Genomic DNA, 24,219 nt, shown 5'->3' on the forward strand with positions numbered 1-24,219 from the left:
TTACAGAACGCTAGGCACTACATTAATTTTGGTTATTTCTGGGAGGGACTTCAAAGGGGGGTTGGGATCTATCACTTATCTCTTGATGCTCAAGATTAGATTTCTTGATGTTCAAGATCGGTTTTTTTCAAGATTCGGTTGCTTTGTAACGCTTTGTTACTGAATTTGAGAAATCTTAATTTCCTCACTCAGGACAAGGCTTTTTTGCAGCACTCTCTCTTTGATCCCGATCCTTGGAAGGTTTCGCTAGAATTTAGCGCTCCAGAAGGTCACCGGCTTTAAGTAGTGTACTGAATGTGAATTATAGGACTTGTCTTACGTTTGAGGAAGCTCCTTAACAATAATTCAAATTTGCCTTCATCAAGTCTCCGGTTAAATCCAAGATGGCGTTTTGTTCAAAAAAGAGAACAAAAGTCAATAATCTATCAATAATATTTACAAAACTCAATATATAAAGAGGGGCAGAGTTTAGAGACTTCCAGGTTGGTGATAAAATAGCGCTGTACTTTAATGGGCAAGGGATTAGGGATGTTGCACTGGAGTCAAAAAATCGGCAAATGGATTGGGTCAAGCCTCTTGGGATTGGTATTGCTGCTGGGCCTATCCCTGGGAATCGTCAGTTGTGGCAATCAGGCAAGCGATCGCCTCGATCTCCCCAATCCCACATCTGGGATCTCCAATCCCCTCAAACGACAAGTTGCCCCCAAGATCGCCGAAGTCTCGCCCCCAGAACCGATCCAAAAGCTACGTCAAATTCTGGAAACCTACCAACCCCAAGTCAATATCCTGAGTCCCCAAGCCAACCAAACCCTGCAAGAGGACACCTTTACCCTAAAACTAAACGTTCAAGATCTACCCATCTATAAAGATGCCACCCTAGGCCTGGGGCCTCACCTAGAAGTGATCCTCGACAACCAACCCTACACCCCCCTTTATGACCTCTCCCAACCTATTACCTTTAGCCATCTCAATCCAGGAACCCATACCCTGAGAGTATTTGCCACGACTCCCTGGGGAGAAAGTTTCAAAAATGAAGGAGCTTATGCCCAAACCACGTTTCACATCTTTACCCAAACTGAAGACCAAATTCCCAATCCCGATCTACCCCTACTCACCTATAGCAATCCCATCGGCACATATGGCGCAGAACCGATTCTGCTCGATTTCTATCTCACCAATGCGCCCCTGCATGTTGTCGCTCAAGAAAACTCAGATGACAATATCCTAGACTGGCGCATTCGGGCATCGGTCAATGGAGAAGAGTTTATCCTGGATCGATGGGAACCTCTGTATCTGAAAGGATTTAACCGAGGAAACAACTGGGTAAAACTGGAGATTTTAGACGAGCTGGGTAACCCCATTAACAATGTTTTTAATACCACCGCTCGCTTGGTGACCTACGATCCTCAAGCTAAAGATCCCCTATCTCAACTGATTCGGGGTGAAATTAGGACGGAAGTTGCCCCAGCCCTTGTCGATCCAGACTATATTGCTCCTGTACCTGCTGCACCAGAACCGGAAGTTACAGAACCCCAAGATGAACCGGTAGAGGTGGAAGAAGTTCTAGAGGAGGAGATTCTGGAAACGCCTGAAGTGGAGGAAGTATTACCGGAAACTTCGGAGGTAGAGGCAGAAGCAGTTTTAGAAACGCCAGAGGTAGAAGAAGAGGTTTCTGAACCGGTGGAGGTCGAAGAAGAGGTGGTAGAATCTCCAGAGTCAGAACCGATAGAAGCGATAGAACCAGAAGAAATTGCGCCGGAACCTTCAGCAGTGGAAGAGGAAAGTCAACCAGTAGTGAGTGAGACTCCAGGATGGCGTAAGCAACTGAATCTGAATCAATGGCGCGATAATGCTCCGCATCGCTGGCGCGATCGCCTAAAATCCAAATGGAATGAGTTGGATTTTGACTCGATTAATCCCTTTGGCAATAAAGCGGTAGAGTCAGAAGAGACTCTGGAAATAACTCCAGAATCCCCGATTATCGAAGAAGCGATTGAATCTGCGGCTGAACCCGAACCCGAACCCGAACCCGTAGAAGCAGAAATTGAAACGCCAGAACCGGAAGTTCTAGAAGAAAAAGTTGAGACTCCAGAAGAGCCAGAAGAAGAAGTTCAAGAGGCGATCGAGTCGCCCGATTTAGTGGAGGCTGCCCCCTTGGAAGAACCAATAAAAATGGCTCCGATGGAATCTCCTAGGATGGAAACCCCGACCAACAGTTCAGATATGGAAGCCTCAGAGTGGCAAGAAATGCTCTCTGCTCCAGGAGAGTAAATAGGGGATCATGCCATCCCATTTCCAAGAGTTCTTTAACTTTGTATTGTATTAAGTTACTCTTAGTCCTGTGCCTGTTCTTGGGCAAAGTGATCGGGCCAAATACGATCGCAGAATAACAAAGTTCCGCCAGAGACACAAAGGGGAATGGTTAAGATATTAATAAACGGAACACTGACTAATCCAAAGCACACTAAACCAAAGGTGGCGCTTGCTGGAAAAGTGCGCCAAACCAGGGTTAATTTTTGCCGAAATTGAAGCTTACGACGCTCTAGGGGGGAGTCAAAAAAATCCAGACAAACGATAGTTGTAGCTAGGCTTAAACTGCCGATACTAAAAAGCAGGGTTCCGATCGCCGGAATAAAGTTAAATAATAAAAGGGGAATAGCGGCGATCGCCATCAACAGCAGTTTTTTCAACTCAAACAGGATCGCTCGCCAAATATCCTGGGCAATAGCCAACGGATGGGTATTAATCTGGGGCAGTTGTCCCAAGCGAGTTTTCTCAATTTGTTCTGATAATTGCCCATACCAAGGAGACCCTAAAATTGCCCCAAACTGCACCAACAAAAACCCCGTCACCAAGAATAACAGCAGCAGTAGTAAAGCACTCAACACCCAATCCACAACAACGGCTAAACTTGTCAAAAATCCTAACCATGAGGGTAAAACACTAATCCACTCATTCCACCGAAGGGCCAACTGCTCCACGAGACTATCTACCAGTTCCAAACTCGGAAAAACCAGACCCACATAGAGGATAATGCCAATCAAGATATTAATTAAAATTGGCACAATCACATAACCGCGCAATTTAGGCGTACTCACCAACAGCACCAAAGCGCGAAACGGGTAAGTTGCCCCAGCAATCAATCCTATGGGAAGATTAAACATAGCGATCGCACCTTATCGTAAATCCATCAGCTCTATGGCCATCCGTCATACATTCTCCACAGATCACCTACAATTATCCTACCTGCAATGGCATTGCTCAGGTACAGAACCCATCCTGTTATTACATGGGTTAGCCGATCATGCCCTGGTTTGGTCAAGTTTTGCTTCCTCCCTCGGCCCAAACTTCCATTGCATTGCCCCCGACTTGCGCGGCCATGGAGAAAGTGATAAACCCAAAACGGGATATACCTTTAATCATCTCATTACTGACTTAGAAGCATTAATGAATCATCTCGGATGGGAAAATGCCCATATTATCGGTCACTCCTTTTCCGCCAAATTTCTCCCCTTATGGGCCAGTCAAAATCCCCAACGTTTCCGCAGCATGACTCTAGTTGATCCCTTTTTTATTGATAAAATTCCTAACTTCTTTGAGGTCACTTTTCCCTTACTCTATCGCGTCCTTCCCTTCTTACAAGGAATGGGCCCCTTTAGCAGCTATGAAGCCGCCGAAACCAAAGCTAAAACCCTCAAGCAATATCAGGGATGGAGCAATTTACAACAACAAGTTTTTCAAGAAAGTATCGAATCCAAACCCGATGGCACTTGGGGCAGCAAATTTACCCTTGATGCTCGTAATGAAATTTTTAAAGAAGTCATGCAAGTGGCCGGACTAACCCAAGCTCTAGAAGTTCCTACTTTATTAATCACTCCCGAAAAAGGACTCAATCGCACTAACTGGCAATTAAAACCCTATCGAACCTATCTGCATAATTTAAAGATTGAAACCGTTCCTGGCAACCATTGGGCTTTTTTGGTTGAACCCGAAGCTTTTAATCGAGTGGTCGGTCATGTTTTGCAAAGTTATATCAAGTCTGGTGAAACAGCCTAATTAATCCTGATTCTAATATTAGGATGAGCAGGAATGGTTATGATGATACCGAGCAAAGGCAGAACCATAGGCGGCCGTCAAATTTTCGGTGCTGAGGGTGGTTTCTGGGGTTCCTTGGCAGAGTAAGGTGCGGTTGAGACAGAGGACGCGATCGCATTGTTTTTTGACCATATCTAAATCATGGGAGATTTGCAAAATTGCCCAATCATGTTCTTTTTTGAGTTCTTCTAGGAGTTGATAAAATTCGGCTTCTCCCCGAATATCTAACCCCGCAGGAGCTTCGTCTAAAATTAGCAATTTTCGCGGCCGAGCCAGACAATAAGCCAGTAATACCCGTTTGGTTTCTCCACCAGAAAGTTGGCTGATGGGTTGGTGTTTTAAATGCCAAGCATCAACCCGTGAAAGACTCTCTCGGATAGCTTGACGGCGCTCTTGATACCCTGACCAGGGCCACTCAATGCCGAGTTTATCCCAACCTAAGCCTACTAGGTCGGAGACAGTCATGGGAAGGCGGCGATCGAAGAGAAAGTTTTGGGGTAAATAGGCGATTTGTTGACGAATTTGTGCCGGGAGTTTACCCTTGGGACTGAGGGGTTTTCCTAGGATGGAAATCGTTCCTGATTGGCGAGGTAAAATGCCTAAAATGGCTTGAATGAGGGTACTTTTTCCCGCTCCATTGGGGCCGATGAGGGCGGTATCTGTCCCCGCAAGGAGAGAGAAGGAAACATCACGCACGACTCCTGCTGTGCGATCGCGATTGACAATTAAGCTTTCTACTTGCAATACGGTCTCGGCCAAGCTCAGTCTCCTCTGTAGAATGATTATCACTTTAGATCAAAACCAGAGAAAACTCAAGGCGATCGCCTGGCGATCGCCGGATTTTATTCGGGTGACTCTTCTGAGGGTTCTGGAGAAGGTACTGGAGAGGCTTCTGGAGTCGGTGAGGGGTTCAAACTTGGAGAAGGTAGGGGGCCCGGTGCTTGTCCTTTTTTCAGGCGCACCAGCAGGTCATAGCGGGTGGTACGGGGGCTGGTGATGGCGGAGCTGAGACCAATAGAGTCAAACGCTTTCAAGAGATTATCCTGATCCGGGGGCATGATAATCGGTAGGGGTAGATTTTGGTTAAACAGGCGCTCGATATCGGCATAAAAATAGCCGTTTTGGGGACTCAAACCTGTAGGAATACTGGTCTTAAAGGCTTCGCTACTCGCTAACGGAGTTTCCGGAGGGGTAATCAAGCGGTTGGCGATCGCCGCACCAAAGGTCATCATGACCAAATCATCGCTCAACCAGGCTCGGCTAATGTTAACAATACCAAAGGGCAATTGCCATTGGGTGACCTCCGTTTCGCCTATCGTTTCCGAGTTGATTTGCATCTGATATTTCTCTTTCATCACCCGATCGAGAGTCGCAAAAGTTTGATCGGCTGTTTCTCGATCTTTAGTATTCACCATGACGGCAAACCCAAAGGGAATCGGAGATGCACCTTGATCGGCAGGAATCATGGCGATCGCAAATTCACCCTCCATCCACTTGAGTAAATCTTCCTCTAAATTGAGTCCTGTGGTATCTAATAACCCTTTTTTCAGACCTTGTGGATTTAAGGGGGCTAAGGGATTACCTTCAACACCCGTTGTGTACTGATTCCAAACCTGATTAAAATTACTGCCGGTGAGCATAAACAGCGTATCACTGGGGACATAATTTCCCAAATCTAAACCCAGGCTATCCGTTGTTAATTTCCGATCTGCTTGATTACTGAGCCAAGTAATCCCCTTAAACAACAAGCCATTAGAAACCACTTCTACCGTAGCGGCTAATCCCTGATTGGTTTCAATCTTTTCCAACTCTTCTGGGGCGATCGGGCGCACCGAATTGGCGGCTGCGACTCTAGTTGCTTCGGGAATATTCACATACACACGAGCCAATGCTGAAGAAGTTCCCAACTGTTCCAAAGCATTTTTATATCCCGGAGTCGAAGCCACAGAAGCTTTCCCTTTAAAGGTATCAATCACTCGATCTGTACCTTCTGGAGCGCTACTAATGACCAAATAGCGGCCTTCTAAAACCGTGGAGGAAAAGACCACCTCTGCATCCGGCTGGGTTTCTTGAATTTCAATATCTTTATAGGTGCGTTTAGTGAGTTCTTGACTTACTAATTTCCCAGAAATTTCTTTTGCTTTCAAGGGATTAGCGATCGGCACAATCATTACCCAAGAGGGTTCTTGGAGCATTACCACCCGTTCTTCTTCCGATTGGGTTTCATCCTCAGCAATTTCCGGCGCTAAATAGGCCCAGGTGACTTCTTGTCCCACCCAAGGCTGAATATCTTTGAGATAGTCCAGTTTCGTTTGGGTTTGGAATTGATCGCGCAGTTGAACTAAACTTTGGTCTAATGCCGCTTGAGTATTGGCTGTGCCAAAGGAGCGTAAATTTTCCCATTGACGTTCATTAGTGGACAGGGAAATGGTCATCAGGGAATTTTGGGGAACCACATTAGCCCCCAGTTGCATATTTTTGGGAACTTGAGTCCGTCCGATGAAGAGCCAATAGGCGAAGCTACCGGTTGCACCCAGGACGACGATTCCAGTGATCGCCAGTAACCCCAGTTTTTTCTGGGAATCCGAAAGATTTTGCAGCAGGGTTAGAGGTGTTTTATCGGTCATAAGTTATTTAAGGGATTGGGACGGAAACAACAGCGCCGTTATGGGGACGAGAGAATACTTAATTCTACGCGATCGCCATCCTCAAGGGGCCGAGAACTTTGCAGTATATAGCGTTCTCCGGCTTCTAAACCGGAGACGATCTCTACTTCACCATCGCGAGTTTTTCCCAGAATGACTCGTTGCAAGCGCACTGTGTTTCCCGTGCTTTCATCAATCAGAAATAAAGTGGCATCATTACCTTCTCGATTAGAAAGGGCCCCTTGAGGAACGCGAATAATTTGGCGATCGCCCACTTCAAAGTTCGCCCTTGCTAATAATCCACTTCCCAAGCGTCCACTCCGATTAGCCAGGGTCACTTCTACTCGAATCAGTCGCGCCACCGGATCGGCTGCTGGGGAAATCTGGGTCACTTCTCCGTCAAATTCTTCGTCAGGAAAAGCATCTAAGGTGACCGACACATACTGCCCCAGATAAATTTGATGTAAATCTAACTCGGAGACCTCCACATTCACTTTCACCTGGCTAAAATCCCCAATTTTGAGCAATTCATCCCCTGGGCGCACCACCGTTCCTGCTTCTATCCGTCGCTCTAAAATCGTCCCTGAAATGGGCACTTCCAGTTGAGTATAAGATTCTCGCTCTTGGGCCTGGCTGACAATGGCTTGTTGGACGCTCACTCGTTCTTCGGCCGCTGCGATCGCTTTATTTTGGGTAAGGATCTGAGCTTCTGCTGCTTTCAGGGCTTGTTTGGCTCTCTCGGCAGAAGTACGGGCTAATTCCGCATCCTGTTTAGAAATAGCTCCCTCTTTATACAGGGTTTCTAAGCGTTGGGCATCTGCTTCAGCTTGACTTAATTCCAGTTTGGCGATTTCAATTTGGGTCTGCAACTGGCGAATCTGGCTTTCACTTTGGGCGACTTCTACACGACGAGCGGACAGTTCAGCCTGAGCTTGGTTAATCACTGCGGTGGGTAAGGCTTTATCGATTTCAGCTATCACTTGCCCGCGACGGACGCGATCGCCCACATCTACATTCAAGTAAAGAAGCTGCCCTTCACTTTGCGATCGCAATGTCACCTCCTGAATGGGTTCCGTCGTTCCCGTATAGGTTAAATGGTTACCCCGATCGCTCACAGTAGCAGTCGCCACATCCACAGAAAGGGACTGTTGCTGATTGGCGATTGGTTGGGAAAAAGCGCTTGATTCAGGACGGGGGAGCAATTTACATCCCGTAGTCGTCAACACTAGAGACATGAGTACCAGCGATCGCAGGGGAGCCGAGTTAATTGCAATTAGCCAATTGGCCATCAGTTTATCCCTCAATAGACTCACCTCTCGATCCGATCGTTTCCATTGACTTAATCGATCCCGTTGCCTCATAAACCAAATTGGGGTTAAGGTTACATCTGCATAACCAGAGAAAATCTTTCCGGTTCTTATCCTCCAGATTTTCCCTTTATTGTAATCAATTATGCCCTACCCTGGTAGTGATTTCTCAATTAACCCAGACTACAGGATTTCATTTCTGAATTGAACTATCCCTATGAACAGACTCCTAAAACCCTCCTATTTTCTCTCCTCTATTTTTGCCCTAACCCTTGCTCTGACTCCATTGAGTTGGATGCTAGGACAGACCGTTGCTGAGGCTAAGACCATTACCCTGACGATGAAGTTTTTTAGTAGTAAACGCACAGTCATTGGACAAGGGCAATTTAGTTATGATGATTCCCAACCCTATCGAACGATTCATGATGTAGACTATTTTGCAATCTCCAATTTTGAAGCCACATTTGAATCTCAACAATGGTCTTTAGATGATTTAGTTTCTCGCGATCAACCCCTATTATGGGCCCCAGAAGGAGAATCTTACCCCACACCTCGCATTGCCACCATTGGAGGATTTGGTGCATTAACCCAGGGATGGGCATTTTATAAACCCCGAACTATAGATAGTGAAAATTATGGTGTATTACTGATTAAAAATCCCGCTTATCGGAATCAGGGAGATTTTGCTCTCACTGTTGGGGTGCAAGATGTTACCCAAGGAGGAGTTTTTCAAATCGAAGAGAGTTCTACCGATGCTTCTATGAACGTTAAGCCTCAACCCAGATTAAATACCCTTTGGACATTGGGATTGGTGGGTGTGGGCATATTTTAGTCAGTCCTCCCTAAAAAGTTAGCCCTGTCTAGGGACAGGCAGGGTTGGACAGCCTCCTCAGCAGCTCAAAGTGCTGTGATTTTCCATCCGATCTCTAGACGCTTTAGCGCTCACACTTTATACTAATAACTAATATAATTCTCTGATGGGTAACACTCTAGAATCGGATCTTTTAAAAATGGTCTCCCAATTCATGTTGGTTTAGTCTTGTTATCACTGCACTTTTAGTTACCTTTTTTTGTTTGACTCCCAGGAAAAGTATTATGACGGCTCAGTTCCCTACCTTCAACTGGATCTCCCCTGTTATCGCTGGCGCGGCCACTCTATTGACTCTAGGATGTATGCTTCCTGAATCCGTTCGCGCAGAAGTAATCCCATCAAATATTACGGAGAAAATTGACATCGCCCAAATGGATCAGAGTGTTCCCCAAAGTATGTATAATACGGGTCAATCCTCCTTGGAACAGCAAAATTTTGAACAAGCTATTACTTATTTTAATCAGGCGATCGCCGTTAACGCTCAGTATGCCCAAGCCTATCAAGGTCGTGCTTTAGCCCGCGATGCTATGGGAGACTCGGGGGGGGCTGTATCTGATTTACGCACTGCTGCTGGTTTATACTGGCGACAAGGCCAGGGTTTGGCCGCTTATCAGGCCATCAGACTCATCGATCAAATGGGTAAAAAATTTGTCTGTCGCCAGAGTGGGGATCGGTGGGAAACGGTGATGAACCTAGACTCGAAAAGCTACCCATTGATTGTTTGGCACGATCAGAGGGTACTGGATATAGACGACAATGGCAACCCCATATTTCTACCCCAAGATGCCCTGGGTACTGCTCTGATCCCTGATTTTAACCGGACTGTGGTGGAAATTAAAGATAACCAAGGGGCAGTGGTAACGACTACGGTAGCTGAAAAAAATACCCAGTTATCTGCTCAAGGACGTTGCACCAGTGTTTCTGAACGCCTCAATAGTATTGGGGATGCTTTGATTAATAGGGGAGCGCAACCGTTATTTAGAGTGGCAACCCTGGAAAGGACAGTAGAAGAAACTACAGCAACTGGGCAGGTTTTAACGTTCAAGAATAAGATTCAAGTCGCTTGTATTCCTGATGCTGAAGGGGTATGTGATGAACAAAATGCTATTTTTACGCTCACCGGACAAGCCGAGGGTGAAGAGGTTAAGGAAAATAATCAAAAGCGTCTAGAGCGCTTTATCCGGTTGATCGATCATCCCGGTTCCGGTGAACCCATTCATAATTGATCCGCCTTTCTCAACTGCTCCAAACCTTCTAGAATTGGGCTGGGGTTTTTGATTTGTAGTGTTTGAAACAGGCGATCGCCACCATCAGGCAGTTCCCGGAAAGCGGCGATCGCCTGTTTCAAGGGTTCTCGTACTGGATATGCTGCTTCTGCTTTGATGAAACTGCGATCGGTTAAGTCTCCATGATACGCGAGGATCGCTAAGTCAATCAGATCTCTGGAGAGTACAGACTGATCCATCCAGCGATCGCTATTGGCTAACAACTTTTCTGCTCCAATCAGTGCATAATTCTGGGTCACCAACGTACCTTGACTAGATATTTTTATTCCTGTTGGGATGAACTCTGCTTCTAGGATTTGAGGCTGTTAGGGAGCCTTTTCTACAAAATACCGATCGCATGTAAGACTCCCTTACCACTGAATAACTCCACCAGTAGGGCAATGAAGCCTAACATTGCCAACCGACCATTCCAAACTTCTGCACTGGTGGTGATACCCATTTCCCAGCGCTCTTGAGGATACATTTTCAAGCGCTCCGAAGGACGGACTACATCGGAGAATTTTTGACTGGGAGAGTTGAGGGAATCAATCACTAAGTCGGCTAAATCATTAATAAACCCGGTATGGGTATCCAGAGCAGGAACGCGGCGGAAATCGGTAATACCCGCTTCTTCAGCCACTTCTCGATATTCAATGTCGATTTCCTGTAGAGTTTCGATATGTTCGCTCACAAAACTAATGGGAATCACCAACACCTCTTTAACTTGTTTTTCTCCCAAATCTTGTAGGGCATCTTCCGTATAGGGTTGTAGCCATTCCACCGGGCCGACACGGCTTTGATAGGCTAGAGTGTGAGGATTGGGACGGTTAAGGGTTTTAACAATTAGGGCAGTACAAGCTTCAATTTCTCTTTGATAGGGATCGCCTGCTTCTTCCACATAACTGACAGGAACCCCATGGGCGCTAAAAAAGAGATGGACGCGATCGGGGTTTTCAAACTGGTCTAATTGTTGGGCAATCAGTTCGGCCATGGATTGGAGATAGCCCGGACGGTCATACCAGGAGGAAATCAGGCTATATTTAACGTTATTGGCTAATACTCGGTCTTGTTGCCAAAGTCTTTCCAGGACTCGGAAGCTAGAGCCACTGGTGCTAATAGAAAACTGGGGATAGAGGGGGAGAATGACCAGATGATCGATTTTATCTTTTTTGATTTCGGCGATCGCATCTTCTGTAAATGGATGCCAATAGCGCATTCCCACATAAATTTTAGCTTCTTGCCCCTTTTGAGCTAAACTTACTTCCAAAGCCTGGGCTTGTTCCTCAGTAATTCTGCGTAAGGGAGACCCGCCCCCAATTTGCTTATAATTCTCTTGAGATTTCTGGTAGCGACTACTGGAAATCAACCAGGCTAGGGGCTTCTGTAACCAGGTAACCGGTAAGCGGATAATTTCTGGATCGGAAAATAGATTAAACAGGAACGGGCGAACATCCTCTAATTTTTCCGGCCCACCTAAGTTTAAGAGTAAAACCCCAACACGACCCATAATTTTTTTGCTTCCCTTCGTAAGTTACTATCTCATCTTTGTTACTGATTTTAACATTAATAGTTCTCTCTTAACATCCTGCTAGGAGAGAAAGTTTAGCAATAGGGGATTATTCAACTGGGCTATGGACAAAGACGGGGCACAAACCATCAGGACTGACTCGAAATTCAAACAGGGCGGAGGCTGGGTTCCAACAGCGCTGCCTGCGATAATGGGCGCAGTTACCGCAACAATTCAGATCGGGGGGCATTTTGGGTAGTCCTTGGGCCAGTAATTCCCGTTGAGAGAGACCCCGAATGACTAATTCTTCTCCTTGCCAACGGGCTTCAAGAATGCCGGTATCACTGAAGGGTTGCCAACGGCGATCGCGGGTAATTTCTTCGGGTAAATGGATCTGAACAGTCGTGTCTAACTCCGTTAATTCCCCTTCATAATGGTTTTCTGGAGCCGCCGGTTGAATGAAAGTCTCACCAATGGGTAATTCTACTCGTTTATTCACCTGGGGACAATGGAGATGATAGCGATTTTGCAGCTCTTCCAAACCCGCCAAATCCTCCATATAAGAACGACTGCCATGAAAAAAAACAATATGTTGGGGACGAATATTATGAATGAGTTGGGTGGTTCCTAAGCCATCACAATGTTGGGAGAATAAATAGGTATCAAGTTGCAGTCCTTCGATCGGCTCTAAGGTTTGGAACAATTGATCCGTATCTTCGGCATGTTGAGAGAGCAAGACTAACCAGCGATCAGGGTCAGATGCAATCCACTGCTGGAGATCCGATTGACGATGAGCAACTACGATACAGGGAGATCGAGGCAGTTCATTAGAGGGACGATCCCCACAGAGACGGCGCACTTGGGGACAGACGCGCTCATCCCAAAATAGGGATTGATGTTGGGCAAAATTTTGCACGTTACTCGGCAAATGAGGCAAAATCTCTAGGTAAGCATCGCAGCCTTTGGCAATGGTTTCATCCACCCAAATATCAATATCTTGGCCGGTAAACTGATGGTGAGAGCGTAACAACATCAGGAGTTCTTGACCCAGACCGAGAACCGGAACGGGTAGTAAAACTGACTTTTGATGTTTGAGAGTGGTATAAATTCGCGCAGCAAGATGGTTTTCTTGGTGGCGGCGGTTGGGATGACGAGCCGTTCCATAACTGGCTTCAATAATCAGTACATCCGGTTGCAGTCCCCGTAAATCTTCAATCCGCATCCGTTCGACGAGGCGGGAATTAGAGGAAAAGTAATCCCCCGTGTAGAACAGGGTGTAGGTACTCTCTGGTGCAGTGTAAGTCAGGTGGAGGGAGGCGGCCCCTGGGAGATGGCCACAGGGATAGAGTTCAGCGATTAAATGGGGTTTGAGCTGTTGAGGCGATCGCCAAGGTAAAGGTTGACAATCTTCCCGCTCTAGGCCATGTAGGGATAATAATTGCCGGGTGACTTCACTGCCATAAATGGGCAGATCGGGAAATTGAGCCAATAAATCCGGAAGGCCGCGACAATGGTCAGGATGGGCATGGGAACAGAAGACTAGATCGACTGGCTCAGTGCCAATTAGGGGGTCGATTTGATGTATACCGCAGTCAAGGAGGATGCGATAGGGGCCCATCCGCGCCAGCAGACAGACTCCATCCCCAGATTGACCTGTACCATAGGGAATGCATTCAAGAGTAATCAAAGCTGGACACCGGCCAAAAACCGCAACAAGACCAGAATGAAAGTCCCTCTCCCTAAAGTCTCTCCCAGGGGAGAGGGACTATCGCTTCCCTTCTTCCTTCGGCTACGCTCAGGGCAGGGCCTGGGGGAGCCGGGCTTAGGGGATGAGGGTAAGTGGATCGCTCGTTTTAAAATGCTATAAATTAATGGGCAGAACCATTACCGTGATAGTCGTCCGAATCATAGAACCCGTTTTTAGTGCCGAAAAACAAGGTGGTAACCGTAAATACAACGGTAAGAATCACTAAAATCAACTTAACATCCATAGTCTTGTAATTATGATTAAGGTTTTCAGTTGTGAATCATAGCGTACTGGGCCAAGGGGCGATCGCCAGGGTTCGATTCTGGGTTAATCGTGGTTCGACTCTGGGTGCTGACGGATTTGCTCTGCTTCTGGACACTCTTCTGAGACCAGTAATTCACTATTGCCCTTGGGGAAATTGGAAAGCTTTTGGCTGACTGCACCAATGCTCTCTAGGCGAACCATTTCTTCCCAAGCACAGATCTCATCCTCCTCTTCAGTTTCATATCGAATCGTGACTAAATCTCCTTCGATTTCCAGAACGCGGGCGCGTTCTATCCAGCGTTGCTGGTCTCGCAAGAAAATCCAGATTTCACGACCCTCGGAACAGAGTTGATAGATCTTGCGATGTAGCATAATTGGCTATTTATATGTGGCTTTATAGTTGGGCTTCTCAAATGTTATCGTTTATTTTAGCGATAGAACCATAAAATTTAGCAAATTTGGCCAAACTGGGAATTTTGGGGGTAAAGGCGATTGCGATCGCCTTTCCCGCAACCTGAGAATTTGCTACCCTAGAGGATGCCCTATCTGCGATTTAGTCCCATGTTGCTCCATCTCTGCACCTGGCCAGAAGTCGAACGCTACCTCGAACACTCTACAAGCTTAATTTTGCCCATTGGCTCCACCGAACAACACGGGCCAACCGGATTAATTGGTACAGATGCCATTTGTGCCGAGGCAATCGCCAAAGGAGTTGGAGAAAAAACCGGAGCCATAGTCGGCCCCACCATCAACGTCGGTATGGCTCTCCATCACACCGCCTTCCCTGGAACCATGAGCCTCCAACCCTCCACCTTAATTTTGGTGATTAAAGACTATCTCACCCACTTAGCCCAAGCCGGATTTACCCAATTCTTCTTTATTAACGGCCATGGGGGCAATATTTCCCCCATGAAAGCCGCATTTTCCGAAGTCTACACCCACCTAGCCCAGCTCAAAATCGACCCCGAAGGAAAAATCACCTGCCATTTAGCCAACTGGTTTATGTGTCGCAGTGTCTATAAACGGGCCCAAGAATTATACGGAGATGAAGAAGGGTCTCATGCCACACCCAGCGAAGTCGCCATCACCCAGTATATTTATCCCGACTTCATTAAAACCGCCCCCTTGTCTCCAGAAGTCAGTAAAGGTCACCCCATCACCACCCCCGCCGAATTCCGTCGCCATTATCCCGATGGTCGCATGGGGTCAAACCCAGCCTTAGCCACGCCAGAACATGGCAAAGAATTTTATGAATTAGCCGTGGAAGAGTTGACCGAGAGCTATCAGAAATTCATCGGTAAGAGTTAGATTCAGAAAAACTATCTGTAGGGGCTTTCTGGAATTCGCCCCTACATCATCTTTTATGTTTTCGCTCTTTAAGAGACCGCCGTTACCCCTGGACAAGCTACCTTCGTACCGCCTAAACCACAATAACCCCCCGGATTTTTGGCCAGATACTGTTGGTGATAATCCTCAGCATAATAAAACTCAGGGGCATCCATAATTTCTGTGGTAATTTCTTCGTATCCCGCTTTCTTCAACTCTGCTTGATAGAGTTGACTGGATTTCTGCGCCAGTTCTTTCTGAGCCTCAGAATAGACATAAATCCCAGAACGATATTGGGTTCCGACATCATTCCCTTGGCGCATTCCTTGGGTCGGATTGTGACTTTCCCAGAACACTTTCAGCAGGGTTTCATAACTGATTTGCTGAGGATCAAAAATCACTCGTACCACCTCATTATGCCCAGTTTTTCCGGTACAGACTTCATGGTAAGTGGCGTTAGGGGTATATCCACCCGCATAACCCACCGCAGTGCTAAAGACTCCCGGTTGTTTCCAAAAACAGCGCTCTGCTCCCCAAAAACAGCCTAAGCCAAACATCGCCATTTCTAGTCCTTCTGGGTAGGGGGGTTGTAGGGGATTACCATTAACAAAGTGTTTTTCCGGTACAGCCATGGGGGTGCTACGCCCCGGTAAAGCTTCTTCCGGGGTGGGGAGTGTGGTTTTCTTGCCTAATCCAAATAGAAACATAGATCGATTCTGAAGTAAGGGAACTCCTTCTATTGTTACAAAACTTTGTGAAGTTGGCACAGATGGGATGGGAATACAGGGTTAGTTCTTTGAGGGTGATAGGCTAGTATAGTCCATTAAAATAGGTAGATAAATGGCCAAAAAAAAGAAAGCTGCTGTCAAAACAACGGGTAAACTCTCCAAGGAAAAATATGAATCTGAATTAACCAAGCTTCATGCAGAATTGGTGAAACTGCAATATTGGGTACAAGAAAAAGGACTGAAAGTTATTGTCCTCTTTGAGGGTCGAGATGCCGCCGGAAAAGGGGGGATTATTAAGCGAATGGTCGATCGCGTCAGCCCTAGAGTTTTCCGAGTTTTTGCCCTGCCGACTCCTTCAGAGCGGGAAAAAACCCAGTTGTATCTCCAGCGTTACATTCAACATTTTCCGGCTGCGGGAGAAGTGGTGATTTTCGATCGCAGTTGGTACAACCGGGCGGGTGTTGAGCAGGTGATGGGGTTTTGCACCGATGACGAGTATAAGCGATTTTTGCACTACATACCCACCTTTGAACATATGATTGTGGATTCGGGGATTCAACTGATTAAGTATTGGTTGGATATTAGCATGGAAGAACAAGAGCGCCGCTTCCAAGATCGCATTCACGATCTGCGTAAAGTCTGGAAGTTGACTCCCATGGATGTTGAATCCTATCGGCGCTGGTATGATTATTCCCATGCCAGGGATAAGATGTTGAAGGCAACCGATACAGATTTGGCTCCTTGGTATATTGTGCCAGCCGATCGCAAAAAACAAGCCCGCCTCAATTGTATTTCCCATTTTCTGAGTTTGATTCCCTATGAAGAGTTGCCGATTAAATCAGTGGATCTAGGGAAACGGGATCTGAAGCATCAATATGACGATCGCTTGTTGCTGAAGGATAGAAGGGTTATTCCTCAAAAATTCTAGATTTGGCGGTAGGGAGTAGGCTAAAAGTACGAACTGGAAACCCCTCCATTTGGTACAATAACTAGAAAAAGTATAGATAAAAACGCTTTATGACCGCACTACCCCAAACTCTTGATGAGGCGATCGCTCAAGGGAAGGCAGCTACCTTGCAAGCGCTCCAAGATGGACAGCGTTTAATTCAAGTCGAGTTAGTCTTTCCCGAAATTGCCCTGGAAGCGCAGAAACTCGCCCAAGACTTTATCCCGGTTTTGCAAGAGTTTGGGGGACAACCGAAGGTCTTCTTTCCCGATACGGGAGCAGCAGCTCTAGCTCGTCGAGACTGGGGTGAAATCCCGTTTAAGGTCACTGACTTAGGCAGCAGTCGATCGCCCATAGATCATAAAATAGACCCCGAAGATGAGAGCTTTTTGGTGGTTAATCCCTCATCGGTAGAAGTCGGCCAAGTTGAGCGTCTAGCGAATTTAGCGGGCGATCGCCCCATTGTCCTGTTAATCCCGAAACTCGAAGATATTGCTGTAGTTGGCATTGGTTATGCCGCTCGCCAACTGCGGGAGAGATTCCTAAGCCAAATCTACTCCTGCTATTATATCCGCCCCCTAGAAGGTGCAGCCCTCTATCGCTGCCATCCCCATCCCTGGCAAGTTTGGCTCGAAACCACAGAAGGGAACTATACTCAAATCGCCGAACAACCGCAAAAACCCATAGGCGAAGCCCTAGATCAGATTCTCATCCGAGCCACTACTGGTGAAAATACGGTTGAACCCGCCACGCCGACCCAGAAACGAGGGGGGGGAATTTTCGGAGAACTCGAACGCTTTATTAAAGCTTTGACCCAATAGCCTCAGAAGAGTTGTCCAGAATTAGACTTTCTCAGTAGACTGTAGAGACACTGAAACAGCTCGGATCTTAAAGTCGATCCGCACGGCTAACCCGGTGTTGAGGAAGCCTGTGGCATTACCCTGGATTCCTCACTCAGGAACCGACTTCATTAGCACACAGGGAACACAAAGACAATGACAGGAGCAATAGGGCGACGGATTATTATCGGTGATGTCCATGGAAATTATGATGGCTTAATGCATCTCCTGGAGGCGATCGCCCCTGGACAAGACGATCGGTTATACTTCCTAGGAGACCTCATCGATCGCGGGCCAAAAAGCGCAGAAGTCGTTACCTTTGTCTCCCAAAATTCCTATCCCTGCATTCGAGGGAACCACGAACAACTCCTCATCGACAGTTTCCCCGACGGCAAAATCCATTATCCCGCCCTCCAAGCATGGCTCTATAGCGGCGGCCAAGCCACCCTCGCCAGTTACCAAGATGCTCACCTGCTCCTAGAGCATCTGCAATGGATTAGCAAGCTCCCCCTATACCTGGACTTGGGTGATGTCTGGCTCGTCCATGCTGGCGTTCATCCCGGTCTACCCATCCATGAACAAAGCGAATATGAACTCTGCTGGATTCGCGATCAATTCCACAGCATCCCCACCCCCTATTTCCCCGATAAAACCATCATCACCGGTCACACCATCACCTTTACCCTCCCTGGGGTGCTTCCCGGCCAAATTGCCCAAGGACAAGGCTGGTTAGATATTGACACGGGAGCTTACCATCGCCGCAGTGGATGGTTAACCGCCCTAGATTGGACAAACCAGCAAGTTTACCAAGTGAATGTCTATCATCAAACTCTGCGGGTTTTACCCTTAGCAGAAAGCATCACCCCCATAGAACCAGAAGCCATCATTCCCCGACATTCCGTCGCCACCCGATGAGTAATGAGCTATAGGAATCACCGCCCTAGAAGGGCGGTGAGGATGTCAAATTCCTAAATCAACGACAAGGGGTCGGAGGAGCAATATTGCGACCTCCCCCTTGAATACCACTAGAAATCCAACCCGCCATAGGTTGAGTAATTTCGATCCACAATCGATTGCCCGGTAGTTGAGGATCGAAGATTACCTTTTCTTCCCTGGATCTTAAGGTGATTTGATCGCCATAGCGCAACGTCGCCACAGCATTTCCTCCGGCTTCTTTACGAATGCCTAAGCCTTCTTCCCCTTGCCAAGTGACGCGACTACAGTAAGTTGTGGGTGGAGTTGGGCTGGTCTGGGCCGGTTGAGCCGCTTGGGTGGTTGAGTTGCACGCTCCTAAGTTAGCACTGCCATCGACTCCACTTGATACCCATCCCTTGACTGGAGCAGTAATTTCGACCCAAGATCGTTTATCCACAACTGTTACCGCATCGGATTTGAGGGTAACCTGTTGGCGATAAGCGACCGATCCGACAATTTTTCCTTCTGTGCTGGGTTGCTCCCGGACGACTAACCCTTGGGCAATCGTCACTTGGCGACATAAATTGGTGGGTTTGGGTGCAGGAGGTGCGGGATCGGGTTTGGGGTTAGCCGCACTGGGACAAGGTTTGAGGTCTGCCGTTTGCACAAACCCTGTTGTGGGGGCGCTGATGGCAATCCAACCATTACTGCCATTATCGGCTAGGGTAACGGTTTCATTGAGTTGTAGAGCGCGAACTCTAGAGTTGGTATTGGCTTCTCGATAGATAAAGATCTCTCGTTTTGCAGCCCGACATTGCCCGGCTAAACTTTGGGCGATGAGGGTAGGGGGAGAAGATTGGCCGATCGCCCCTTCAACCCCCATGATATTAAAACCGGCGATCGCCACCATCGCCATCCCAGCCGCCAACATTTCTTGCTTTGATCTCATTGGTTTTCACTCCTCAACCACATAAATACCCTGATTTTATTGACTACTGCCACAATAGACCGGTCTTAAATTCGTTTGATTTCCCGGAAATCCATCGGAAACCCAACCCGATACCGGGGCAATGATCGGAACCCAAGACCGCCCGTTACTATCCATTTGAGCCGTTGTCGATCTGAGCCTGACTACTGTTCCTGGCGCTAGGGTATCCACCACAGTTGCTGCTTCTGTTGGCCCTGAGCGCACATTTAAGCCCGGATCGACTAAGGGGGTGACTCGGTGACAGAAACTGGTGCTGGGTGCAACCCTAGTGCTAGAGATAGATCTTACTCTTGAAGAAGTGTTTTCACACTCTTTTAAACGGGCTTGTTGAATAAATCCGGCACGGGGTTCTAGCACGGTGCGCCATCCTTCTACCAATTCTGTGGTGACTACAACCGATTCATTGGGTAGCACACTCCTAATGGTTCTCGATCCGGTAGAGGGGTTTTCGTAAATAAATGTGCCCACACTCGCACAGAGAGTTATTTTTTCGGTTGTGCAGAGTTTAAGGTCTCCGGTAGGCACAAAACCCACGGTGGGTTCACTGACGGCAACCCATCCTTCTTCTGCGTTCCCGGCTAAGATCACGCGATCGTTAGTTTGTAGGGCGCGAATTTTACCCGACTCTAAACTGCGCTCGTAATAGATAAAGGTTCCCTGACGCGCTGCTCGACATTCTCCGACAATGTTTTGGGCAATAGACAAGGGAGGGGAAGAGGCGATCGCTGGTAGCGATCGACCGGGAAAATGAGCCATCATTAATCCGAACATAACTAACCCGCCAAGGCCGTATTTCATACTGCTTTACTCCTGAAGTAATTCTGAACCCTGAGCAAGCGATGATCCACTGCTGTTCGAGTGCGATCTTCTGCCCTTTCATCTTTCCTGTTAAGGATATATCATCTCATCGCCCTTCATCCGGTTCTTTATTCCGGAGTCAGAAATGGTAAAGTAGAACCAGAACTAGCATGGCCAATTGTCCATCATTGTATTGTTTCTACCTCGCTTCAGTTATCCAAATACTGCTATGAAGCTCAAATCTACAGCTACGGTCTTGGTGTTGTCCTTATTGGCGGTTGGGGCAACCGCTCAAATCAAGGCTACCCAGACTCAAACCTTTGCTTGTGGCGCGTCCCGCGATGGGATTCCCACAACCCTTGCTCTGGTTCCTAGAGGAAATATCCCCATTATTCGCTGGGTTTCTGAATATTTTACTCCCTTTGGTTACGACCCAAGGACTCGGTGCGAGCAAGTTTCTAATCGCCTACAAACTTACCAAGAACAAGGAATTGCTAATTTTATTACCACAGGGATTCAGGACGGTCTAGATGTCATTTGTGTGTCTAGTGTCTTGGGAGGGCCCTGTACGGGACTTCTGTTTACTCTCCAACCGGGAGAGAGGGCTAGTCAAGTCATTCAGGATTTGTTTGATGTGGGTCAATATGGTTTAAATCCTCTATTACAAGGATCGAATACGGATCAAATTTATATTGATTTAAACCAACTTATTGGTCAATCCCCAGTAGAAGATAGTTCCGTAAAATCTCGTTGATTAGAGCATAAAAAGCTTTTGAGAACCGATTTCGGTTCTTTTTTTTTATCTTTTCGATGCTGAATTCAATCCCTAATTTTTGCTCATCAACTTGAATTGATCCATTTTTCTCGGTACACTAATTAAATGGACTCAACACAACTGTAGCTAGTATTTTAACTGCCCTTGTGTTAAGTGTTTTTCTTTCCTCACCACCATGGTTCACTTACTCATTATCTCAGTTACTTTTAAGACTAAAACATCAGTTTAATAACATATAGTGCCGATAAAACCTTACGGTATGGATGCGATTGCTACTTAATCAGTAATCGAGGTCTATGCCGATCCGAATCCCTCAAAATCAATGAGGCTTTAGGTATAAAAAAAGTATTTTATGCCGATCGATAGAACGGCTACTGGCATCATAATGCACTGTTGAAGCTTCAACGATCCGGACAATTTAAGCCATTGAATGAATAACAAAATAATCTCTTTTCCTTGTATCTCAATTCTTACCCTTGATTCATCTTAATGATTTAAGTTCCTATATCTGGTTTCTTTTGGATAAAAAAAGTATCCAACTTATGGGTATAAATTTCCTGAACCCTACCTCAAACAGATTGGAGCCTGCCCTCAACTTGCCCTTGTTAGCCTCAAATGTTATACAAGGGGTATTACCCCCACTCCCATAAACGCTATTATGTGGTATAGAGGAGTGCTTTTCGGTAAACCAAACCCACTCAAGCCAAGGTGGGATAACCGTAACTCATAGATTGGGAGTGGATCGACGATGAAACGCCTCGTGATAGTATTGATGGCTGGTCTGAGCAGTTTATCCCTAGGGCTATCCTTAAAACTGCTCCAAGATGAAGTGTCTTACCCTCTCTGTAACACTACTCCTAGTGTTCTGAATTTATCATATGCTGAAATAAAAAAATTAGCTCAGTCCATTACGGTAAAAGTCAAAACAGGCACAACTGGGGGGTCTGGAACCTTAATCCACAGAGAAGGGACAATTTACACGGTTCTAACAACTCGTCATGTAGTTGCCACAGGAGCAGTGTACGAGATCGAAACAGCAGATGGTAAAACCTATCCAGCTAGGGTGGTCAAAGGTTTACCCCTAAATCATCAAGATGTAGAACTACTACAATTCCAGTCCTCCGAGAATTATCCAGTAGCTCAACTGGGATCGTCAGCGACTTTAAAGACACAGGAAAAAGTTGTTGCGGCTGGGTTTTCAGATGAGACTCAAAAATTAAGCTTAACCAAAGGGGAAATTAGGCTGCTTCCTAATCAGTCTCTGCAACAGGGATATCAAATTGGGTACACTAATGATATTTATAAGGGGATGAGTGGGGGGCCAGTCCTGAATTTAAGGGGAGAATTAGTGAGTATTAATGGGATGATGGCGTACCCTCTGTGGGGTAATCCCTATGTGTTTGAGGATGGTTCGCGACCGGATACTGGCTGGCAAAATCAAATGAGAGAAGTGGCTTGGGGAATTCCTATCCACCGTATTGCCCAGGCGGTTCCGGAATGGGTTAATCTGAATTTAGTTAATCAAATGGATGCGATCGCCCAAGAAACAACGGTTTTGATTGCTAACCCTAAAAGTATTGGCTCCGGGATCATCATCGGCCAGCATAACTCTACCTATTATGTGCTAACAGCCGAGCATGTCATCCGTAACCCTAGCAATTACCAATTGGTCGCTCCAGATGGCAAATGTTATGCCATTAACCGAGAACAAATACGACCGATAAAAGGTGTCGATCTAGCAATTATTGAATTTGAGAGTGATACCCCTTATGAAGTGGCCACTTTAGGCAATTATGATTGGCGTAATTCTGAAGACTTAAATTATGTGTTTGTGTCGGGTTGGCCGGTTTCGACTCCTAAGCGAGTTTCTAGTCCTCCCAGTCGTTTGTTAACTACCGGGAGATTGCTGAGTCAGGACTCCCAGATCAAAAGGGCCCTAGAAGTAACTCAACGGCAACAGGGGGTTGAGTCTTTATCTCTAACCTATGGCTATGAGATGGTTTATTCTAATCTCACGGCTCCAGGCATGAGTGGGGGATTAATTTTAGACACCCAAGGCCATGTGATTGGCATTCATGGTCGAGGTTCAGGGGAAATTAGGGAAGATGAACAAGGAGAAATTCGTCCCCTGAAGTTGGGCTATGGGGTGGGAATTCCCATTGAGACTTTTTTAGAGTTAGCCGGTTCTGTTGGGATCGATCTGGCTTGGCTGAAAGTAGATTCTAACCCTCCCCCGCAGTTACATGGGATGGAAGTTCAACAAGTTCGAGCTTCTCTCTTGCGACATTTAAAGACACCAGAAAGCAGTACGGATGAGATCGCCTGGTTTAATTATGGGATGAATTTGTGGCAGTTAGAACAGTATGAAGAAGCGATGCTGGCCTTTAATTGGGCGATTCAACAGGATCAATCTTTTTATCAGGCTTGGTATGGTTTGGGGATGATGTTAAGGTTCCAGAAGCGCTACAATGAGGCTTTAGCGGCTTTTGAAGAAGCGATTACTGAGAGTGAGGGTAGGTTTGCTCCGGCTTGGCGGGCGCGGGCGGAAGAGTTAGTTTGGTTAAATCGATATGAGGATGCTCTGCAATCGATTGAGCAGGCGATTACTTTAGTTCCGAATGATATTCATCTACAAGAATTGCAAGGTCATTTGTTGCAACGACTCCAGCGCTACTCGGAGGCGATTCAGGTGTATGAAGAGGCTGTGGGTTTATTGGCTAGGGATCGAGGATCTGAACTGTCTGCCCAGGTGGTTGATCGGGAGGGGATTGAGTATGAGGTGTTATCGGATGATTCATCCCCGATCAATTTACCTGAAAATATGGCTATGATCTATGAAAATCGGGGCGATGTGAGGGGGCTAGTGGCGGAAAAATTAGGGGTGATTTCTTATGGGGATTCCCATAATTCGACGTTGATGTTAAATCTGGCTCTGGCTTATCTTAATCGGGGCAATCGCTCTGCGGGGAAAGAAGAATGGCAGGAGGCGATCGCCGATTATAGTCAAGCGATAGAATTGGAGCCTGAGAATGCGTTTATTTACGGAAACCGGGGGTTAGCCCGGTCTCGTATTGGGGATCAGCAAGGGGCGATCGCCGATTTACAACAAGCGGCGACCCTGTTTGATACTCAAGCGGATGTGATGAATTTTCAACGCGCCCTAGAAGCGTTGAAACAATTGGGGAGTTGATGGGGCCATATCA

Annotated in this window: 22 protein-coding genes; 10 read left to right on the forward strand and 12 right to left on the reverse strand. The window is 46.7% G+C overall.

Going from position 1 to position 24,219, the window contains the following annotated elements; all coding sequences use genetic code 11:
- The first annotated feature begins 528 nt into the window (after positions 1-528).
- Positions 529-2,271 carry a hypothetical protein gene (locus tag AC3FZD_RS21875; RefSeq protein ID WP_488738056.1) on the forward strand — a complete coding sequence of 581 codons (1,743 nt, stop codon included), beginning with the start codon at positions 529-531 and terminating at the stop codon, positions 2,269-2,271.
- A 62-nt stretch (positions 2,272-2,333) separates the two neighbouring features.
- Here the strand turns inward: AC3FZD_RS21875 and AC3FZD_RS21880 are convergent, their stop codons facing one another.
- Positions 2,334-3,164 carry an EI24 domain-containing protein gene (locus tag AC3FZD_RS21880; RefSeq protein WP_488738057.1) on the reverse strand — a complete coding sequence of 277 codons (831 nt, stop codon included), beginning with the start codon at positions 3,162-3,164 and terminating at the stop codon, positions 2,334-2,336.
- A 34-nt stretch (positions 3,165-3,198) separates the two neighbouring features.
- Here AC3FZD_RS21880 and AC3FZD_RS21885 point away from each other — a divergent pair, with 34 nt between their 5' ends.
- Entirely contained in the window at positions 3,199-4,056 is an 858-nt protein-coding gene (locus AC3FZD_RS21885; protein ID WP_488740406.1) for an alpha/beta fold hydrolase, read from the forward strand.
- An 18-nt stretch (positions 4,057-4,074) separates the two neighbouring features.
- On the opposite strand, the gene AC3FZD_RS21890 is transcribed toward AC3FZD_RS21885, so the two are convergent.
- The 3 genes from AC3FZD_RS21890 to AC3FZD_RS21900 form a co-directional block, all read right to left on the reverse strand.
- Positions 4,075-4,854, reverse strand: coding sequence for a metal ABC transporter ATP-binding protein (locus AC3FZD_RS21890; protein WP_488738058.1), 780 nt, complete (start codon positions 4,852-4,854; stop codon positions 4,075-4,077).
- Positions 4,855-4,937: 83 nt separating this feature from the next.
- A complete protein-coding gene (locus tag AC3FZD_RS21895) occupies positions 4,938-6,722 on the reverse strand; it encodes a DUF3352 domain-containing protein (protein ID WP_488738059.1) in 1,785 nt (594 codons plus the stop codon).
- A 38-nt stretch (positions 6,723-6,760) separates the two neighbouring features.
- Positions 6,761-8,101 carry an efflux RND transporter periplasmic adaptor subunit gene (locus AC3FZD_RS21900; protein WP_488738060.1) on the reverse strand — a complete coding sequence of 447 codons (1,341 nt, stop codon included), beginning with the start codon at positions 8,099-8,101 and terminating at the stop codon, positions 6,761-6,763.
- Between the two features lie 163 nt (positions 8,102-8,264).
- Between AC3FZD_RS21900 and AC3FZD_RS21905 the strand changes: the two genes are divergently transcribed.
- Both AC3FZD_RS21905 and AC3FZD_RS21910 read left to right on the forward strand, forming a co-directional pair.
- Positions 8,265-8,879 (forward strand): hypothetical protein, encoded by a 615-nt coding sequence (locus AC3FZD_RS21905; RefSeq protein WP_488738061.1) that lies wholly within the window; start codon positions 8,265-8,267, stop codon positions 8,877-8,879.
- A gap of 263 nt (positions 8,880-9,142) precedes the next feature.
- Positions 9,143-10,144 (forward strand): tetratricopeptide repeat protein, encoded by a 1,002-nt coding sequence (locus tag AC3FZD_RS21910; RefSeq protein WP_488738062.1) that lies wholly within the window; start codon positions 9,143-9,145, stop codon positions 10,142-10,144.
- Here the strand turns inward: AC3FZD_RS21910 and AC3FZD_RS21915 are convergent.
- The 5 genes from AC3FZD_RS21915 to AC3FZD_RS21935 form a co-directional block, all read right to left on the reverse strand.
- A complete protein-coding gene (locus tag AC3FZD_RS21915; RefSeq protein ID WP_488738063.1) occupies positions 10,135-10,443 on the reverse strand; it encodes a hypothetical protein in 309 nt (102 codons plus the stop codon). The two genes, AC3FZD_RS21910 and AC3FZD_RS21915, sit on opposite strands and share 10 nt — an antisense overlap.
- A gap of 80 nt (positions 10,444-10,523) precedes the next feature.
- Positions 10,524-11,690, reverse strand: coding sequence for a ferrochelatase (gene hemH, locus AC3FZD_RS21920; protein ID WP_488738064.1), 1,167 nt, complete (start codon positions 11,688-11,690; stop codon positions 10,524-10,526).
- A gap of 109 nt (positions 11,691-11,799) precedes the next feature.
- Positions 11,800-13,377 carry an MBL fold metallo-hydrolase gene (locus AC3FZD_RS21925; protein ID WP_488738065.1) on the reverse strand — a complete coding sequence of 526 codons (1,578 nt, stop codon included), beginning with the start codon at positions 13,375-13,377 and terminating at the stop codon, positions 11,800-11,802.
- A 181-nt stretch (positions 13,378-13,558) separates the two neighbouring features.
- Positions 13,559-13,681 (reverse strand): hypothetical protein, encoded by a 123-nt coding sequence (locus AC3FZD_RS21930; protein WP_488738066.1) that lies wholly within the window; start codon positions 13,679-13,681, stop codon positions 13,559-13,561.
- Positions 13,682-13,764: 83 nt separating this feature from the next.
- Positions 13,765-14,073 carry a DUF6679 family protein gene (locus AC3FZD_RS21935; protein WP_488738067.1) on the reverse strand — a complete coding sequence of 103 codons (309 nt, stop codon included), beginning with the start codon at positions 14,071-14,073 and terminating at the stop codon, positions 13,765-13,767.
- 189 nt (positions 14,074-14,262) lie between these two features.
- On the opposite strand from AC3FZD_RS21935, the gene AC3FZD_RS21940 reads away from it, so the two are divergent.
- On the forward strand, positions 14,263-15,009 hold the full coding sequence (locus AC3FZD_RS21940) for a creatininase family protein (protein ID WP_488740407.1): 747 nt from the start codon (positions 14,263-14,265) through the stop codon (positions 15,007-15,009).
- Positions 15,010-15,077: 68 nt separating this feature from the next.
- Here AC3FZD_RS21940 and msrA read toward each other — a convergent pair whose 3' ends face one another.
- Positions 15,078-15,734, reverse strand: a complete 657-nt coding sequence (gene msrA, locus AC3FZD_RS21945; RefSeq protein ID WP_488738068.1) for a peptide-methionine (S)-S-oxide reductase MsrA — start codon at positions 15,732-15,734, stop codon at positions 15,078-15,080.
- Between the two features lie 133 nt (positions 15,735-15,867).
- Here msrA and ppk2 point away from each other — a divergent pair, with 133 nt between their 5' ends.
- The 3 genes from ppk2 (at position 15,868) to AC3FZD_RS21960 (ending at position 18,455) form a co-directional block, all read left to right on the forward strand.
- Positions 15,868-16,683 (forward strand): polyphosphate kinase 2, encoded by an 816-nt coding sequence (gene ppk2 / locus AC3FZD_RS21950; RefSeq protein ID WP_488738069.1) that lies wholly within the window; start codon positions 15,868-15,870, stop codon positions 16,681-16,683.
- 89 nt (positions 16,684-16,772) lie between these two features.
- The gene (locus AC3FZD_RS21955) at positions 16,773-17,522 is read left to right on the forward strand and encodes a DUF1995 family protein (protein ID WP_488738070.1); all 750 of its coding nucleotides are present in this window, start codon (positions 16,773-16,775) and stop codon (positions 17,520-17,522) included.
- Positions 17,523-17,696: 174 nt separating this feature from the next.
- Positions 17,697-18,455, forward strand: coding sequence for a metallophosphoesterase family protein (locus tag AC3FZD_RS21960; RefSeq protein WP_488738071.1), 759 nt, complete (start codon positions 17,697-17,699; stop codon positions 18,453-18,455).
- A 58-nt stretch (positions 18,456-18,513) separates the two neighbouring features.
- Here the strand turns inward: AC3FZD_RS21960 and AC3FZD_RS21965 are convergent, their stop codons facing one another.
- Both AC3FZD_RS21965 and AC3FZD_RS21970 read right to left on the reverse strand, forming a co-directional pair.
- Entirely contained in the window at positions 18,514-19,404 is an 891-nt protein-coding gene (locus tag AC3FZD_RS21965; protein ID WP_488738072.1) for an SH3 domain-containing protein, read from the reverse strand.
- A gap of 36 nt (positions 19,405-19,440) precedes the next feature.
- Positions 19,441-20,241, reverse strand: a complete 801-nt coding sequence (locus AC3FZD_RS21970) for an SH3 domain-containing protein (RefSeq protein ID WP_488738073.1) — start codon at positions 20,239-20,241, stop codon at positions 19,441-19,443.
- Positions 20,242-20,470: 229 nt separating this feature from the next.
- Between AC3FZD_RS21970 and AC3FZD_RS21975 the strand changes: the two genes are divergently transcribed.
- Both AC3FZD_RS21975 and AC3FZD_RS21980 read left to right on the forward strand, forming a co-directional pair.
- The gene (locus tag AC3FZD_RS21975; RefSeq protein WP_488738074.1) at positions 20,471-20,995 is read left to right on the forward strand and encodes a COP23 domain-containing protein; all 525 of its coding nucleotides are present in this window, start codon (positions 20,471-20,473) and stop codon (positions 20,993-20,995) included.
- 769 nt (positions 20,996-21,764) lie between these two features.
- Positions 21,765-24,206, forward strand: coding sequence for a trypsin-like peptidase domain-containing protein (locus AC3FZD_RS21980; protein WP_488738075.1), 2,442 nt, complete (start codon positions 21,765-21,767; stop codon positions 24,204-24,206).
- Positions 24,207-24,219 lie beyond the last annotated feature (13 nt).

This window comes from Roseofilum sp. KMC-1, from assembly GCF_057802075.1.